Here is a 16,552-nt window from a genome sequence, read left to right on the forward strand (position 1 = left end):
GTCGCGCACAGCACGACGCACCCGTACAAGTCATGCCTGATGACCATAGCAAGTCGGTACCACCCCTTCCCATCCCGAACAGGACCGTGAAACGACTTTGCGCCGATGATAGTGCTGCAACCAGTGTGAAAGTAGGTTATCGTCAGGCTAGTTATAAGCAAAGCCCCGCTCAGTGAACTGAGCGGGGCTTTTTGCTTTGTATTTTTGTTTCGGCACCGAACAGCGTTGTCCCCGCGCAGGCGGAGATCCATATTGAGCAACAGAATCCGGTAACTCAAGAGTTGCCCCAATGGTTCCAAGATAATAAATTGGACATTCAGCATGGGTCCCCGCCTGCGCGGGGACGACGATACTGACGCTGTTTCTTGATTACGAATCAAACGACCAGCTTGTCCGGCGTAATCGGCAAATCCCGGATCCGCTTGCCCGTCGCGTGATAGATCGCATTCGCGACCGCTGCCGCCACCCCGGTGATCCCGATCTCGCCCACGCCCTTGGTACCGAGCTCGTTGATGTGCGGGTCATGCTCGTCCACCACCGTGATGTCGATGTCGCCGATATCGGCATTCACCGGCACGTGGTAATCGGCCAGGTTGGCATTCACCGCGCGCCCGAAACGCCAATCCATTTCCGTCTTTTCCATCAGGCCCATGCCGAGTCCCCAGACGATCCCGCCCATCAGCTGGCTGTGCGTGGTTTTGCTGTTCAATACGCGGCCCACGCCGTATGCGCCGACCACGCGCGGCACCCGCACCGTGCCGAGGTCCGGGTCCACGTGCACTTCGACGAACACCGCGCCGAAAGCCTGCATCGCGTAGCGCTTCTTTTCGTCACCCTGGTCGGCGCTGGCTTCGGCGCCGATCGGCTTGCCGCCGTTGCGCGCCACTACCGCGCCCATGGCCTCGCGCCGTTGTGGATCGGCCTTGGCGCGCAGCCAGCCGTCGACCGCTTCGATATCGGCTGGAGTCAAGCCGTGCAGCGGCGAGGCGCTGTCGCCCAGCGCCGTCGCGATCAGCTTGTCGCGCGCCGCGGTCGCCGCCTGGTACACGGCCGGGCCGACGCTGGCCACCGTCTGCGAGCCGCCCGATACCGGCGCTTCCGGAAAGCGCGTGTCGCCCAGCTCGAAGCGGATGGTCGATACCGGCATGCCCAGCGCGTCGGCCGCCACCTGCGTCATTACCGTATAGGTGCCGGTACCCAGGTCGTGGGTACCGCTGCGCACCAGCGCCGTGCCGTCCGCATTGATCAATGCCGAGGCTTTGGCGCCCTTGCGGTTGGCCGGGTAGGCGCAGGTCGCCATGCCCCAGCCGACCAGCGTGCGTCCCTTGCGCATCGATCCCGGCGCCGCTGTGCGGCGCGCCCAGCCGAAGCGCTCGGCGCCGACCCGGTAGCACTCGCGCAGCGACTTGCTCGACCACGGAATGTCCTTCTCCGGATCCTTCTCGGCATAGTTCAACAGGCGCAGCCGCACTGGATCCATGTCGAGGGCGTAGGCCAGTTCGTCCATCGCCGATTCCAGCGCGAAGCTGCCGCTCGATTCGCCCGGCGCGCGCATGTAGGTCGGTACGCCGACGTTCAGCGTCGCCAGGCGCTGCGAAGTCTGCAGGCTGTCGCTGGCATAGGCTTTACGGGTGACAGCAGTGCAGGGCTCGACGAAGTCGTCCACGAACGAGGTGCTGGAGATGGTGTCGTGCATGACGGCCAGCAGCTTGCCGTCACGGCTGGCGCCCAGGCGCAAGTGCTGCTCAGTCAGCGGACGGGCGCCGACCGGCCCGTACATCTGCGTGCGCTCGAGCGCCAGTTTCACCGGCACGCCGGCGACGCGCGAGGCCATCGCCGCCAGCATCACATGCGACCAGGTCGTGCCCTTGCTGCCGAAGCCGCCGCCCACGAACGGACACACGACGCGGATTCTTTCGACGTCGATACCGAAGGTCTGGGCCGCCACCTTGCGCACGCCGCTGACGTTCTGGGTCGAGTCGTACAGCGTCAATCCCTCCGCTTGCCAATCCGCGATGGTCGCGTGCGGCTCGAGCGGATTGTGGTTTTCCATCGGCGTGGTGAAGGTGACGTCGATGCGCGAGGCCGCGCTTTCCAGGCCGCGCACCGCGTTGCCGCGCCCGGTCTCGGGCGGCCGGTCGGGTTGCGGCTCGGGGCGGCGCGGACGCAGCTTGGCCTGCTGGAAATCCAGCTGCGCCGGTTCGGCGGCATAGCGCACCTGCAGGCTGCGCGCTGCGGCGCGCGCATGCTCGAAGGTGTCCGCCACCACCACCGCGATCGGCTGCGCGTTGTACTGGACGCGGTCGTCCTGCAGCAGCGACAACTTCGGGTTCGGCGGCTGCTTCTTCTGGTCCGGCTTCGACTGCTCGCCGCCGCCGGTCTTGCCTTCGCCTCCTTCCTTGGGCTTGGGCAGGCGCGGCGCATTCTCGTGCGTCAGCACCAGTATCACGCCCGGCATGCGTTTCACCATCGCGCTGTCGATCGCCGTGATGCGTCCCTTCGGCACCGTCGACAGCACCATCACGCCGTGCGCCAGGCGCGGCAGCTTGTGCTCGGCCGAATAGGTCGCCTGGCCGGTGACCTTCAAACGGCCGTCGAGGCGGTCGATTCCTTGTCCGATGACACTCATGCGCTTCCTCCGGCGTTGTCCTGGGCTTCGCGCAGGGCGCGCACGATGGCGCGTTCGGCGAGCTTGATCTTGAATCGGTTGTCCTTGAAGCCGTGCGCCCCTGCCAGGAGCAGCGCGGCGGCGTGATTCGAGCGCGCATCGTCGAGCGCATGCCCGGCCAGCAGCGCCTCCGCCGCCGGCATGCGCCATGGCTTGTGCGCGACGCCGCCGAGGGCGATGCGCGCCTGGCGCACCACGCCGCCGGAGACGTCCAGCGCCGCCGCCACCGAGACCAGCGCGAACGCGTAACTGTTGCGGTCGCGTACCTTCAGATAGTGGGTGTGACGCGCGAACAGCGGCGGCGGCAGGTCGACCGACGTGATCAGTTCGCCCGGCTGCAGCACGGTGTCGACCTGCGGCGTCGCGCCCGGCAGGCGATGGAATTCCAGTATCGGAATGCTGCGCGCGCCGCGCGGCCCGCTGACCTGCACCACCGCGTCGAGCGCGGCCAGGGCCACGTTCATGTCCGACGGATTCACCGCGATGCAGGCGTCGCTTGTGCCCAGGATCGCATGCGTGCGGTTGACGCCCTCGCGTGCCCCACAGCCGCTGCCGGGCGCGCGCTTGTTGCACATGGCGAAGGCGGTGTCCATGAAGTAGGGACAGCGCGTGCGTTGCAGCAGGTTGCCGCCGACCGTCGCCATGTTGCACAGCTGCGGCGAGGCGCCCGCCAGCAGCGCCTGCGTCAGCAGCGGATAGCGGGTGCGCACCAGCAAATGGTTGGCGGTGTCGCTGTTGCGCGCCAGCGCGCCGATGCGCAGGCCGCCGCCGGGCAGCTCGGTGATGTCCGCCAGCCCGATGTGGTTGATGTCGACCAGGCGCGCCGGCCGCTCGACGTCGCCTTTCATGAGGTCGATCAGGTTGGTGCCGCCGCCGATGAACTTGCTGTTCGGCTGCTGGACCAGGCGCAGCGCCGACGCCGGGTCGACGGCCTGGTCGAATTCGATGGAATGCATGCGCGCCTCCTCAGGCCTTGGCGGTCGCGCGGATGGCGGCGACGATGTTGTTGTAGGCGCCGCAGCGGCACAGGTTGCCGCTCATGCGTTCGCGGATCTCCGGATCGGTGAAGGCGATGGCCTGCTCGCGCACGTTCGGGCTGACGGCGCTGGCGGTGCCGGCGCGCATCTCGGCGATGCAGGCCACCGCGGAACAGATCTGGCCCGGCGTACAGTAGCCGCACTGGAAGGCGTCGTGCTCGATGAAGGCGGCCTGGATCGGCGCCAGTTGTTCTCCCTGGGCGATGCCTTCGATGGTCGTGATCTTCGCGCCCCGGTGCATGATGGCCAGCGTCAGGCAGGCATTCACCCGGCGGCCGTCGACCAGCACGGTGCAGGCGCCGCACTGGCCGCGATCACACCCTTTCTTGGTACCCGTCAGGCCGATCGATTCGCGCAAGGCGTCGAGCAGGGTCACGCGCGGCTCCAGGGACAATTGGTGGTCGGTGCCGTTGATGTTCAGGGTCAGCGGACGCGCCGGCGCCATGGGTGCGGGCGCGGGACCGGGCGTTGCCGCGGCGGCTGCCGCGTGGACGGGCAACTGGGTGGCGCCGGCGGCGAGCAGGGCGGATTGCATGAAGCCGCGGCGTGCATTGTCCACCTCTGCTTCGGTGGACGGATCGGGTAGCTGGTCGGACATCGAGGGCTTTCGCAGGAAGGATGTAATCAAGGAAACAAGCATCCCATTATGTGCTTGCCATCCTGCGCTTCTGTTAGGTTGCCCACATAGCCAGCCATTCGGTGACTTGTACGCGATCCGGAACAGTCACGGTACAACCGGCGGCGCACCTGTTGCGTTCCCGGAACGGTGAGTACCCTGCGCGCCGGGCAAGGCCGCTGGCACGGCCCTTGCGATTGCCTTCCTTGCATCGCCACCCATCAACGACTCCGGAAACGCCATGAAAACACGCGCTGCCATCGCCTGGAAGGCTGGAGAACCATTGTCGATCGCCGAGGTCGATCTGGAAGGACCGCGCGCCGGCGAGGTGCTGGTCGAGATCAAGGCGACCGGCATCTGCCATACCGATTACTACACCTTGTCGGGCGCCGACCCGGAGGGCCTGTTTCCCGCCATCCTCGGCCACGAAGGCGCCGGCATCGTGCTGGAGACCGGCACCGGCGTGACCTCGGTGCGGCGCGACGACCATGTGATTCCGCTGTACACGCCCGAATGCCGCCAATGCAAATTCTGCCTGTCGCGCAAGACCAACCTGTGCCAGGCGATCCGCGCTACCCAGGGCCGCGGCCTGATGCCGGACGGCAGCAGCCGCTTCTCGTTCGACGGCCGGCCCTTGTACCACTACATGGGCACCTCGACCTTTTCCAATTACATCGTGGTGCCCGAGATCGCGCTGGCGAAGATCCGTGCCGACGCACCGTTCGACAAGGCCTGCTACATCGGCTGCGGCGTCACCACCGGCGTGGGCGCGGTGGTGTTTTCGGCCAGGGTCGAGCCCGGCGCCAACGTGGTGGTGTTCGGCCTGGGCGGGATCGGCCTGAACGTGATCCAGGGCGCGAAGATGGTGGGGGCGGGGCGCATCATCGGCGTCGACCTGAATCCCGGCCGCATCGAGATCGCGCGCCGCTTCGGCATGACCGACTTCGTCAATCCGAACGAGGTCGGCAACCTGGTGGACCACATCGTGCAGATGACCGACGGCGGCGCCGACTATGCGTTCGAATGCATCGGCAACGTCGGCGTCATGCGCCAGGCGCTGGAGTGCTGCCACAAGGGCTGGGGCCAGTCCTTCATCATCGGCGTCGCCGCTGCCGGGCAGGAAATCGCCACCCGGCCATTCCAGCTGGTGACCGGTCGCCAGTGGAAGGGCAGCGCGTTCGGCGGCGCGCGCGGCCGCACCGACGTGCCGACCATCGTCGACTGGTACATGGACGGCAAGATCAATATCGACGACCTGATCACCCACACCCTGCCGCTCGAACGCATCAACGATGGGTTCGCGCTGATGAAGAGCGGGCAATCGATCCGCTCGGTGGTCCTGTATTGAATCACCCAACAAGGAGAAAATCATGAGCGATGCGGTCAAGATTCACCCGTCGGTCGATGCCGGTATCGCGCCGGCACGGCCGGGCTTTGCCGGTGGCACCCTGTCCTGCCATTGCGCCAGCGATCCGGTGACGGTCGAGGTCGGCGCGCAGGTGGCGCACAACCACGTGTGCGGCTGTACCAAATGCTGGAAGCCGGACGGATCGCTGTTTTCGCAGGTAGCGGTGGTCGCACGCGACAAGGTCAAGGTCACGGCCAATGGCGGCAAGCTGAAGGTGGTGGATGCGGGCGCCACCATCCAGCGGCATGCCTGCGAGGTGTGCGGCGTGCATCTGTACGGCCGCATCGAGAACGACCAGCACGCCTTTTACGGACTCGACTTCGTGCACCCCGAGCTGTCGGACCAACCGGGCTGGTCGGCGCCGGAATTTGCCGCCTTCGTGTCCTCGATCATCGAATCGGGCGCCCGGCCCGAACAGATGGGCGCGGTGCGCGCGCGCCTGCAGGAACTCGGATTGCCGCCCTACGACGTGCTGTCGCCGCCGCTGATGGATGCGATCTCGACCCATGTCGCCCGCCAGCGCGGCGTGCTCAAGGATTGATGCCGTACGACGACTGGAGAGCCGAATGAGGCCATGTCATTTGCTGTTGCCCGCCGTGCTGGCGCTGGTATCGCCGTCATGGGCAGCGCCACCGGCGGCGCATGCCGGCGACTACCCCACCAGCGGACGCGTCGAGTACGTGCTGGAGTGCATGCAAAAGCATGACGGCAAATACGAGTATCTCTACAAGTGCTCGTGCGTCATCGACCGTATCGCCAACGCACTGTCCTACGACGATTACGTGGCGATGTCGGTCGCACTGCGCAACCAGGGCTTGCCGGGGGAACGCGGCGGGGTGTTCCGCGACGCGGCCGCGGTCAAGGACATGGCGAGTAGGTACAAGACGATCGAAACCGGCGCCAACAAGGCATGCGCCGTGCCGCAACAACCGTAGCGCTGCGTTCGCGTGACGCTGTACCGCGGGCGATACAGGGCAGGGCGCCGGCTGTCCCGAACCTGCGTACGAGATTATCCGCTTGCCCCGCAATGACGGTTGGCACGCTACATGCTGGAAGACTTGATGGACCCAAATAAAAACCACGAGGAGACTTCACCATGTCATTTCAATCGAGAACCACCTGCTGGGGTACCTGCCTGGCGCTGCTGGCCGGGACGGCGTTCGCGGCCGATTCCGACGTCGCGCAACTGACCAAGGACCCGAAGAACTGGGCGATGCAGGCCGGCGACCTGAACAACCACCGCTACAGCGAACTGAAGCAGATCACCACCAAGAACGCCAAGAACCTCAGCGTGGCCTGGACCTTCTCGACCGGCGTATTGCGCGGGCACGAGGGCGGTCCGCTGGTGATCGGCGACACCATGTACCTGCACAGTCCGTTCCCGAACAAGGTATTCGCCATCGCTCTGGAAGACCAGAGCATCCGCTGGAAGTACGAGCCGAAGCAGGACGCCACCGTGATCCCGGTGATGTGCTGCGACACCGTCAACCGCGGCCTGGCCTATGCCAACGGCAAGATCTTCCTGCAGCAGGCCGACACCACGCTGGTGGCGCTGGATGCCAAGACCGGTAACGAGCTGTGGAAGGTCAAGGTGGGCGACCCCAAGATCGGCGAAACGACCACCAATACCCCGCACATCTTCAAGGACAAGGTGCTGACCGGCATCAGCGGCGGTGAATTCGGCGTGCGCGGACGCATCACGGCGCACGACATCAATACCGGCAAGGTCCTGTGGAAAGCCTACAGCACCGGGCCGGACAATGAATTGCTGGTCGATCCGGCCAAGACCATGACCTGGACCGATGGCAAGATGGCGCCGATCGGTCCCGATTCCTCGCTCAAGACCTGGCAGGGCGACCAGTGGAAGCTGGGCGGCGGCACCACCTGGGGTTGGTACAGCTACGATCCGGCGCTGAACGTGGTGTATTACGGCACCGGTAATCCGAGCACCTGGAACCCGCGCCAGCGTCCGGGTGACAACAAGTGGTCGATGACGATTTTCGCGCGCGATCTCGACACCGGCATGGCGAAATGGGTCTACCAGATGACGCCGCACGACGAGTGGGACTACGACGGCGTGAACGAGATGATCCTGGCCGACATCAAGGTCAAGGGCAAGCCGCACAAGGCGCTGGTGCACTTCGACCGCAACGGCTTCGCCTACACGATGGACCGGGTGAGCGGCGAATTGCTGGTGGCCGAAAAATACGATCCGGTGGTGAACTGGGCCACCCACGTCGACATGAAGAGCGGCCGGCCGCAGGTGGTCGCCAAATACAGTACCGATAAGAACGGGCCGGACGTGAATACCAAAGGCGTGTGCCCGTCGGCGCTGGGCACCAAGGACCAGCAGCCGGCCAGCTATTCGCCGCGCACCGGCCTGTTCTACGTGCCGACCAACCACGTCTGCATGGACTATGAACCGTTCCAGATCGAGTACACGGCCGGCCAGCCCTACGTCGGTTCGACCCTCTCGATGTATGCGGCGCCGAACAGCCATGGCGGCATGGGCAACTTCATCGCCTGGGATGCCGGCACCGGCAAGATGGTGTGGTCAAAGCCGGAACGCTTCTCGGTATGGAGCGGCGCGCTGACCACGGCCGGCGACGTGGTGTTCTACGGCACCCTGGAAGGCTACCTGAAGGCGGTCGACCTCAACGGCAAGGAACTGTGGAAGTTCAAGACGCCGTCCGGCATCATCGGCAACGTCACGACCTGGGAGTACAAGGGCAAGCAATATGTCGGCGTCCTGTCGGGCATCGGCGGCTGGGCCGGCATCGGCCTGGCGGCAGGCCTCACCAAGGGCACCGAAGGGCTGGGCGCGGTCGGCGGCTACAAGGATCTCGCCAAGTACACCGAACTCGGCGGCGTGCTGACCGTGTTCGCGTTGTCCGATCGCTGAGCCCCTGTCGGATGGGCGCCGGCGCCGCCATGCGGCATGCGCGCCCGTGCGGTTTGTGCCCGAGGCCTCGCTTCTCCAAGGAATCGATATGTCCATGATCAAGAAAGCCATGCTGTCCATGGCCGCTGGCAGCATGCTGTTCTTCGTGCCCGTATTCGCACCGGTACTGGCCCAGGCCCAGGCGGCCGATGCGGCGCCGTACCAGGTCAGCGAAGGCAACAAGGTGGATGCCCACACCCTGAGCGGCTGGCGTACCTGGCGTGCCCTGGCTTGCGAGCGCTGCCACGGTCCTGCACAGGAAGGCATGGTAGGGCCGTCGCTCGTCAACAGCCTGAAAGTCCTCAGCAAGGACCAGTTCAAGGAAACCGTGCTGAAAGGGCGGATCGACAAGGGTATGCCCAACTTCGACGGCAGCAAGATGGTGGTCGAGAACATCGACAACCTGTACGCCTACTTGAAGGGGCGCTCGGACGGCGCCATCCAGCCCGGCCGCCTGCAGGAGATCGGCAAATGACGATCCATACATACGCCAACAGGGCGCGCGCTGCGCTCGCCCTCGGCTGCCTGTGTGTCTGCGCGTCGTGGACGCTGGCGCCGCCGGCCGCGGCCCAGGACGGCGGCCAGCCGGCGCCGGATGCGGCCGGGCCCGGCGAGGACAAGGTGCTGCGCGTGTGCCAGGATCCGAACAACCTGCCGTTCTCGAACCGCTCCCAGGCCGGGTTCGAAAACCGCATCGCGGCCCTGTTCGCCCAGCAGCTGGGCTGGAAGCTGGAAACCACCTGGTTTCCGCAACGGATCGGGTTCATCCGCAATACCCTGCGTGCCCGGCAGGCGCATTCGGACCGGTTCAAATGCGACCTGGTCACCGGGGTGCCGACCGGATTCGAGATGGCCGCCACGACGCACCCCTACTATCATTCCAGCTACGCACTGGTCTACGTGAGAGGGCGAGGCACGGGCCTGGACGGCGTGCGCGGCCTGGACGACCTGCTGGCGCTGGCGCCTGCGCAGCGCGGCAAGTTGCGCTTCGGCGTGTTCACGGCGTCGCCCGTCACCGAGTGGATGCTGAAGAACGATCTCATGAGCCAGATCGCGTGGTACCAGATCCAGTCTGGCGACGCCGAGCAATATCCGGGGGAAATTATCGAGCATGACCTCGCCAGCGGCAAGATCGACCTGGCGTTCGTCTGGGGACCGATCGCCGGCTATTTCGCACGCCACACGCGCTCGGCGCCCATCGTCGCAGTGCCGCTGGCATCGGGTCCGGGAATGAAGCTGGACTTCGACATTGCCATGGCGGTAAGGCATGGCGACAAGGCATTCAAGCAGCGTATCGACGGGCTGATCGACGCCAACCAGGACAAGATCAACGCCATTCTCGCGGAATATGGCGTTCCCTTGCTCGACCAGAAGGGACAGGCACTGCGGCCGTCCCGGCAGGCTGGCATACCGTGATGGCGCCGGCCGTGCATGCAGGCATGGGCGCGCCCATGCAAGCGGCCGTGAAGCCGCCCGGCCGGCCGCAACGGAGGCGCTTTTATTCGACGCGGCTTGCCTGCTGTCTCGGCATGGCAGTGCTGTGCATGGGGTGGGCGGACCATGTTCGCGCCCAGCCGGCTTCCGCGGCGGTTTCCCAGGCTGAAACCCTGCTGTTCGAAACCGATCACCTGGCCCGTATCAAGCCTCCAGCCGCGTTGACGTACGAGTTCCGCAAGGTGAGCAATGTCGAGCCGGGCTTCACCGACAAGGTACAGCTCGACCTGGCGGGCAGCAAGGGCAAGACCAGCGCCACCCTGCACTTCCTGTCGGGCGAGCACAAGCACGACATTCCGGCGCTGCAGGATGCCCACGGCAATCCGGTGCTGCTCGGGTTTCTCGAGCGCGACATCGCCGAGATGAAACGGCTGACCGGCGGTTCGACCGCGTATTTTCGCAAGCGCATCAGGATGGCGCTGGCCGAAGGCGCGCAAGTGACTTCGCAAACCATCACGTATCAGGGTAAATCGCTGCCGGCGCAGGCAGTGCGCATCCAGCCTTATCTGAACGATCCGATGCATGCGCGTTTCGAACAATACCTGCACAAGACCTATACCTTCGTCGTCAGCGAACAGGTGCCGGGCGGCGTGTATCAATTACGCAGTTCGCTGGCCAATGAGGGTGGCCCAGTCGTGGCCGGCAGCGGGTCGTCCGGCGTGACGGTAGCCAACAGCGTGCTGAGCACGACCATGGCGCCGCCCGCCGCAGCGCCCGGCTCCGCTCACCCGGCACCGGCGATCGACGAAACGCTCACACTTGTCGGTCTCACGCATTCCGGACGCTGAATGCGGACGTCGCAGGCTGGGCCGGACATCGGCATCTGCCGGAGGGCATTCGATGGCGCGCTTGAAAGTGTTGGTGTTCGATCCGATCGCCGCCGGCGGCATTCCGGCGCGGCCCTTGCCGCAATCGCTCAAGAGGCAAGGCGACATGCTGCACCAGGCATTGCTGGCAGACCTGGATGCATTGTCCGGCATCGAGGTGGTCAGCATGACGCGATCGGGTGCAGCGCCCGGTCATCCTGCCGGCGTCGACGGTGGCAACGGAGCAGCAGGGACTGCCGCAGCGACGGAAGCCGAGAAGACAAAATCGGCAGGATGGACGAAAACGCCGAGGGAGGGGCAGGCGACGGTACGGTCACGGACATGGCCGGCAGCATGCTCATCGGCGAGCGCACCGATGCTGCGCGGGATGCATCGGTTCGGCGCCCATCTCATCGCCGGCATGCAGGCAGCGGACGCGGTATGGCCGCTGGCCAGCGAATCGGATGGTGTGCTGGAATGCCTTTCGCTCGGCGTCCTGCGCGGCAAGCGCATTTTGCTGGGAAGCGCGCCCGGCGCGGTGGAAGTCGCTGCAAGCAAGCTCAAGTTGGCGCGCGTACTGGCCGACGGTGGCGTGGCGGCGGTGGCCACCTACAGTCCGCATGCAGCGCTGCCACAGGATGGCGGTCCTTGGGTCGTCAAACCCGACGACGGCGCCGGCTGCCTCGACACCCGTTTGTTCGGCGACCGTGCCGCGGCGCTGGCCTGGATACGCGCGCATGGCGCGGACGGCTATGTCTTGCAACCCTTTGTAGCAGGAAAGCTGGGCAGCCTGTCCCTGATCTGCTGCGATGGCGCAGCGCGCGTATTGGCCTGCAACCAGGAACGCGTGGCGATGCACGACAACCGTTTTCATTTTCTCGGCAGCGTCGTCAATGGCCTGGCCGACGATGACGGCGTGCTGGCGCGCCTGGCGCAGCAAGTGGCGGCGGCCATTCCCAGCCTGTGGGGCTACGTCGGGGTCGACTTCGTGCTGACCGCGCATGGCGCCATGGTGCTCGATGTAAATCCACGCCTGACCACGGCCTATGCCGGCCTGCATGCGTCGATCGGCTGCAACCCGGCCGGACTGGTGCTCGATCTGCTGAACGGCCCTGGCGCAATGACGGCGCAGGCGCTTCCGGCCGGCATGCGGCGCGCCGTCAGCGTCGACGTCGGCGTGGCCTGAAAAAAGAAGGGCGCTTATCGGATCACCACGCCCCATGGCAGCTTGCCGACCGGGATGTCGCGCAGCTTGCTGCGGTGTACCGTGTCGATCACCGATACGTTGTTCGAGCGGCCGTTGGCGACGTACAGCTTCTTGCCGTCGGCGGTGAGCGCCATGTTCCACGGACGCTGGCCTGCCGGGATGGTGGCGACCATCTGGTTGCTGGCGGTATCGATCACCGAGACGTTGGCGTCGCCGCCGTTCGATACATACACTTCGCGGCCACCCGGATGCACGGCGATGCCGTTGGCGCGCAGGCCGGCCTTGATACGGGCGACGATGGCGAAGTTGCTGGTGTCGATGACAAATACCTCGCTCGCATTTTCGGCGGCAACGTAGGCGCGGCTGCCATCGGGCAGGAAACCGATGCCGCGCGGACGCGCACCCACCGCCACTTGGGCCACTTGCTTGCGGTTGGCGAAATCGACGACATCGACCGCTTCGCCTTCTTCGGCGCTCACGAACAGCAGGCGCCCATTCGGACTGAACACTGCATGTTCGGGATTGGTGCCGCGCACCTTGATCGAGAATGCCAGGGCATTGGTGCGCGTATCGGTCACCGCGATCTCGTTCTTGCCCTCGACGGCGGCCGCCACCCAGCGGCCGTCAGGGGAGATCGACACGCCTTCGGGCGATTTGCCCAGTGCGATCGTGCCGCCCAGCGCGCGTGCGCCCACATCGACCAGCTGCAGGCGGTTGTGCGGCTGGTCACTGACGTACAGCCAGCGGCGGTCGGTTCCTACCGCCAGTCCGCGGGGTTTGCTGCCGCCCGGCAGTTCGGCGAGCACCTGGTCGGTGGCGGTATCGATGACCGAGATCGTGCCCGAACCCTCGTTTGGCACATATGCGAGTGAGGCGCTCGACGGTGTGCCAGCCGCAGAAATATCTGGCTTGCTGTTCGATTGTGCGGCGGCCCATGGCGAGCACAGCAAGGGCGCCAGGGCCAGGCTTGCCAATACGGTGAAATGATGTCGTCTGGTGATCATCGAGTCTCCAGTGGATGGTCGGAACGCGGGTGATTACGGTGTGCACTGCGCGGCGGCCACATGCGCAACAACAGGCCATCGCGGTCGATCAGCATGTGCTTGGCAAGGGCAAGCAGGTGCAGCAGGACGAACAGGGCCAGCACCAGGGCTGCCACGTGATGCGTCAGGTTGAACAGCGCATACCAGGTCTTGTCGTCCGGCCCCCAGGGGGGCCAGTGGACCAGGTTGAAGAATTTGATGCCATGTTTGCTGAAGTTCGAAGCGAGATAGCCGGACAGCGGCAGCACCGCCATGCACAGGTACAGCATCGCGTGGCTGAGCGTGGCCGCATGGCGTTGCCAAGCCGGCATCGAAGCGGGCAGCGGCGGCGGCCTGTGCGTCAGGCGCCAACCGATGCGCACCAGGATCAACAGACCGATCAGGATGCCGCTGCTCTTGTGCAGGTTGATATACAAGCCACGCGCCGGCGTGCCGCGCGGGATGTCCGCCACCAGCAGACCGAATGCGAACTGGCCGAGCAACAGCAGCGCAAGCAGCCAGTGCAGGGTAATCGCGGTAGCCGTATAGCGGGCGGGCATGGCGAGGCATCAATGGAACAACGATTTGTCGGGGGTCTTGATCTGCAGCCGTTGCAACTTGCGGTACAGCGTATTGCGGCTGATGTTGAGTTCGCGCGCCACGCAGCTCAGGTTCCAGTCGCGTTGCGCAAGCTCCTTCAGCAGCGCATAGCGTTCGGCGCTTTCGAGCGGGTTCAGTTTTTGTGCGCCCAATATATCGCTGTCGCTCGTGCCGGCCGCTTCACTGCTCGACGTGTTTTTCTGATCATGCGGCATTTGCAGCTGGCCATGGGGCAGTACATCTGCCGACAGATCTGGGATCACCGGCGTGGCGGCAGGGATCTGCGACAACGCGGCGACGTCGAAGGCATGAACACGATACTCGGCCGGCAAGTCGTGTACGCCAAGGCGGTCGGATTGTCGCAGCGCGATCATGGTGCGCAGCAAGTGACGCAACTGCCGCACGTTACCCGGCCAGCGCTGCCGGTCGAGCAGGGCAAGCAGGTTCGCGTCGAGCTCGACCGGACTGCCATCATCGCTTTCCTCGGCTGCGAGGTGGCGTATCAGGGCGGGACGGTCTGCGCGGTCGCGCAGCGGCGGCAGTGTGATCGTCACACCTTGCAGGCGGTAATACAGATCCTCGCGAAATTCGCCCTGGCCAATCTTTTTTTGCAGGTCGCAGTGGGTGGCGCTGAGCAGGCGGATATCGAGCTTGACCGGGGTTTCGCTCCCCAGCGGCACCACTTCACGTTCTTCGAGAACCCGTAACAGTCGCGCCTGCAGGGCAACCGGCATGTCGCCGATCTCGTCGAGAAACAGGGTGCCCCCGTTCGCTTGCAGCAGTTTGCCGCGCTGGCCTTCCTTGCTGGCGCCGGTGAACGCGCCTGAACGATATCCGAACAGTTCGCTTTCGATCAGTGCTTCCGGTATCGAAGCACAATTGATTGCTATGAAAGGCCGGGTTGCGCGGCTGCTCGACAGATGGACTGCGCGGGCAAACATCTCCTTGCCGGTTCCGGTTTCGCCTTGCAGCAGGATGGCGACATTTCGTTCGAACACACGCTTTGCCATATGGATGTTGGCATTCATCGCCGGATCGCCGAAGTGGAGCGCATCGAGCGCAGTGTTCGATACGCCTGCAGGCCGTGTCGACTTGGCGCTGGCGGACCCAGCATCTATCGTGGGACGAATACCGGCGTTCGATACCGGTTGGTACATGAGGGCAAAAAAACGTGCGCCATTGCGGCATTCGAAGATCGGAACCGGGTGGAAGGACTTCTTGATGCTGGAATCGATCAAGCCGCAAAACGTTACATTGAACAACTCCGTGATGTCACGTCCGACGATCTCGCTGCGGCAGCGCAAACCGAGCTGGAACAGGGCGCTGCGCGTGGCTGCCAGTACCCTGCCGGTGACACTCAGCGCGATCGCACCCTCGCTCAAGGTGCCGACGAACTCCGGCCGATTATGAAAGCGCACGATGTAATCGTGACGGAACTGATGCAGGAACACCCGGTTTTCGATCATCTGCACCGACATGCTGACCAAGGCCAGGGTGTGCTGCTGCGCCAGGTGCGATTCGCCGGATGCATCGAGCACGGCAACAAGTTCGCCTTCATGGTCGAAGATCGGCGCGGCGGCGCAGGACAGGCCGATGTTGCGTGACAAATAGTGTTCGTCCTGATGCACGGTCAGGGGACGTCGTTCGAACAGACAAGTGCCCATCCCATTGGTACCTTGCGCGCGCTCGGTCCACAGTGCGCCGGGCAGCAAGCCGGTCTTGGACGCGGCATGGGTGAATGCCGGGTCGCCGAAATAATTCAGCAGCACGCCATCGCGGTCCGTCAGGATGATCGCATAGCCGGAGTCTGCCAACTGCTGGTACAGGTTGGCCATCTCGACTTTGGCGACGGCTTGCAGATCGGCGAGTCGTTCCTGACGTTCCTGCAATTCGGCAGGCGAAACGACTTCCGGATCGTTGCATGCGCCTGGATCCAGTTTGTACTCGTTGAGACAGCGGATCCAGGATTGGGTGATGCGATTGGCGGCAGCAGGGAAGTTCGATTCGCGGTCCGGATTCGTCGTTGATCCCGGTGATATGGCACCTGATACATGGTTTGAATCGAGCCGCCCACGCACGACCAGATGAACACGCTTAACGTGTTCTACGGCTATTTCCATGCTGTCTCCTACGTCCTTGAGCGGCGGCTACATGGGCCGCGATCGTTTTGTGGACTGTGATATGAAAGGATCGAATTTTTGCCTGAGATTCCTGTAGCTGGTCTGTAGACCATACTAGGCGGAGTGTTGAATATTGCAAGTATTTTGAACGATGCGATATATGGCATCCAACCAAGCTTGCTTGTTTCAGACGGAAGTCAGCTATGAGTAAGATAGTGGGAACTATATGGATAAAAGTTAGTCGTATGGAGAGAGGTGCCCTGACAACCCTCCTGAATGTCGACGTTGAACCACGGAATAAAGGTATGGCACGGCGTACGCTTTGGTTACGCTTCCCCTTGCAGAGCCGCGACGAGATTGCTATACTTCGCGTCCGCTTCACGGCACGCATGAATTGCAAGAAAATCTAGCGTGCCGAAATGCAATAACGAACAGGTTGTTGTAGCGAAGCGAAAAAAGAAGTTGACGACGCAAACGAAACACTGCATAATCTCGCTTCTCTGCTGCTGACGAACAAAACGATTCGCAAACGCAGCAAGGCAGTACCAAATACGAGTTCTTTAACAATAAACAGTCGATAAGTGTGGGCGTTTGATGAAGGTGCCGGCAGCTGCGAAAGCGCTGCCGATTACT

14 protein-coding genes and 1 rRNA gene are annotated in these 16,552 nt (G+C 64.1%); 9 read left to right on the forward strand and 6 right to left on the reverse strand.

What is annotated here, in order from left to right; translation table 11 throughout:
* Nucleotides 1–35 precede the first annotated feature (35 nt).
* Nucleotides 36–148: ribosomal RNA gene (gene rrf / locus HH212_RS09635) — 5S ribosomal RNA — on the forward strand.
* Nucleotides 149–376: 228 nt separating this feature from the next.
* Here the strand turns inward: rrf and HH212_RS09640 are convergent.
* Genes HH212_RS09640 through HH212_RS09650 form a run of 3 tightly spaced genes read right to left on the reverse strand, consistent with a single transcriptional unit; the run spans nt 377 to nt 4,303 of the window.
* Entirely contained in the window at nt 377–2,629 is a 2,253-nt protein-coding gene (locus HH212_RS09640) for a xanthine dehydrogenase family protein molybdopterin-binding subunit (RefSeq protein WP_170202282.1), read from the reverse strand.
* Nucleotides 2,626–3,624, reverse strand: coding sequence for an FAD binding domain-containing protein (locus tag HH212_RS09645; RefSeq protein WP_170202283.1), 999 nt, complete (start codon nt 3,622–3,624; stop codon nt 2,626–2,628). The genes HH212_RS09640 and HH212_RS09645 overlap by 4 nt, the downstream gene beginning before the upstream one ends.
* A gap of 10 nt (nt 3,625–3,634) precedes the next feature.
* Entirely contained in the window at nt 3,635–4,303 is a 669-nt protein-coding gene (locus HH212_RS09650) for a 2Fe-2S iron-sulfur cluster-binding protein (RefSeq protein WP_211172480.1), read from the reverse strand.
* Between the two features lie 259 nt (nt 4,304–4,562).
* On the opposite strand from HH212_RS09650, the gene HH212_RS09655 reads away from it, so the two are divergent.
* The 8 genes from HH212_RS09655 to HH212_RS09690 all read left to right on the forward strand — a co-directional run bounded on the left by HH212_RS09655 (nt 4,563) and on the right by HH212_RS09690 (nt 12,156).
* Nucleotides 4,563–5,669, forward strand: a complete 1,107-nt coding sequence (locus HH212_RS09655; RefSeq protein WP_170202285.1) for an S-(hydroxymethyl)glutathione dehydrogenase/class III alcohol dehydrogenase — start codon at nt 4,563–4,565, stop codon at nt 5,667–5,669.
* A 22-nt stretch (nt 5,670–5,691) separates the two neighbouring features.
* Nucleotides 5,692–6,270: an S-(hydroxymethyl)glutathione synthase gene (gene gfa / locus HH212_RS09660; protein WP_170202286.1), complete on the forward strand. Its 579-nt coding sequence runs from the start codon at nt 5,692–5,694 to the stop codon at nt 6,268–6,270.
* Between the two features lie 25 nt (nt 6,271–6,295).
* Nucleotides 6,296–6,664 carry a hypothetical protein gene (locus HH212_RS09665; protein WP_170202287.1) on the forward strand — a complete coding sequence of 123 codons (369 nt, stop codon included), beginning with the start codon at nt 6,296–6,298 and terminating at the stop codon, nt 6,662–6,664.
* Between the two features lie 161 nt (nt 6,665–6,825).
* Nucleotides 6,826–8,631, forward strand: coding sequence for a methanol/ethanol family PQQ-dependent dehydrogenase (locus HH212_RS09670; RefSeq protein ID WP_170202288.1), 1,806 nt, complete (start codon nt 6,826–6,828; stop codon nt 8,629–8,631).
* A gap of 94 nt (nt 8,632–8,725) precedes the next feature.
* Nucleotides 8,726–9,145: a c-type cytochrome gene (locus HH212_RS09675; RefSeq protein WP_170202289.1), complete on the forward strand. Its 420-nt coding sequence runs from the start codon at nt 8,726–8,728 to the stop codon at nt 9,143–9,145.
* Nucleotides 9,142–10,086, forward strand: coding sequence for a quinoprotein dehydrogenase-associated putative ABC transporter substrate-binding protein (locus HH212_RS09680; protein WP_170202290.1), 945 nt, complete (start codon nt 9,142–9,144; stop codon nt 10,084–10,086). The genes HH212_RS09675 and HH212_RS09680 overlap by 4 nt, the downstream gene beginning before the upstream one ends.
* Nucleotides 10,086–10,952: a hypothetical protein gene (locus tag HH212_RS09685; protein ID WP_170202291.1), complete on the forward strand. Its 867-nt coding sequence runs from the start codon at nt 10,086–10,088 to the stop codon at nt 10,950–10,952. The genes HH212_RS09680 and HH212_RS09685 overlap by 1 nt, the downstream gene beginning before the upstream one ends.
* Complete coding sequence (locus tag HH212_RS09690; protein WP_170202292.1) at nt 10,924–12,156, forward strand: ATP-grasp domain-containing protein; 1,233 nt, start codon at nt 10,924–10,926, stop codon at nt 12,154–12,156. Before HH212_RS09685 ends, HH212_RS09690 begins: the two co-directional genes overlap by 29 nt.
* A 14-nt stretch (nt 12,157–12,170) precedes the next feature.
* Here the strand turns inward: HH212_RS09690 and HH212_RS09695 are convergent, their stop codons facing one another.
* Genes HH212_RS09695 through HH212_RS09705 form a run of 3 tightly spaced genes read right to left on the reverse strand, consistent with a single transcriptional unit; the run spans nt 12,171 to nt 15,919 of the window.
* Nucleotides 12,171–13,181 carry a beta-propeller fold lactonase family protein gene (locus HH212_RS09695; RefSeq protein ID WP_170202293.1) on the reverse strand — a complete coding sequence of 337 codons (1,011 nt, stop codon included), beginning with the start codon at nt 13,179–13,181 and terminating at the stop codon, nt 12,171–12,173.
* Nucleotides 13,178–13,759, reverse strand: coding sequence for a cytochrome b (locus HH212_RS09700; protein WP_170202294.1), 582 nt, complete (start codon nt 13,757–13,759; stop codon nt 13,178–13,180). Before HH212_RS09700 ends, HH212_RS09695 begins: the two co-directional genes overlap by 4 nt.
* Nucleotides 13,760–13,768: 9 nt before the next feature.
* Nucleotides 13,769–15,919 (reverse strand): sigma-54-dependent Fis family transcriptional regulator, encoded by a 2,151-nt coding sequence (locus HH212_RS09705; RefSeq protein ID WP_170202295.1) that lies wholly within the window; start codon nt 15,917–15,919, stop codon nt 13,769–13,771.
* Nucleotides 15,920–16,552: the final 633 nt, after the last annotated feature.

The sequence above is a fragment of the Massilia forsythiae genome (assembly GCF_012849555.1).
Classification (GTDB): domain Bacteria; phylum Pseudomonadota; class Gammaproteobacteria; order Burkholderiales; family Burkholderiaceae_D; genus Telluria; species Telluria forsythiae.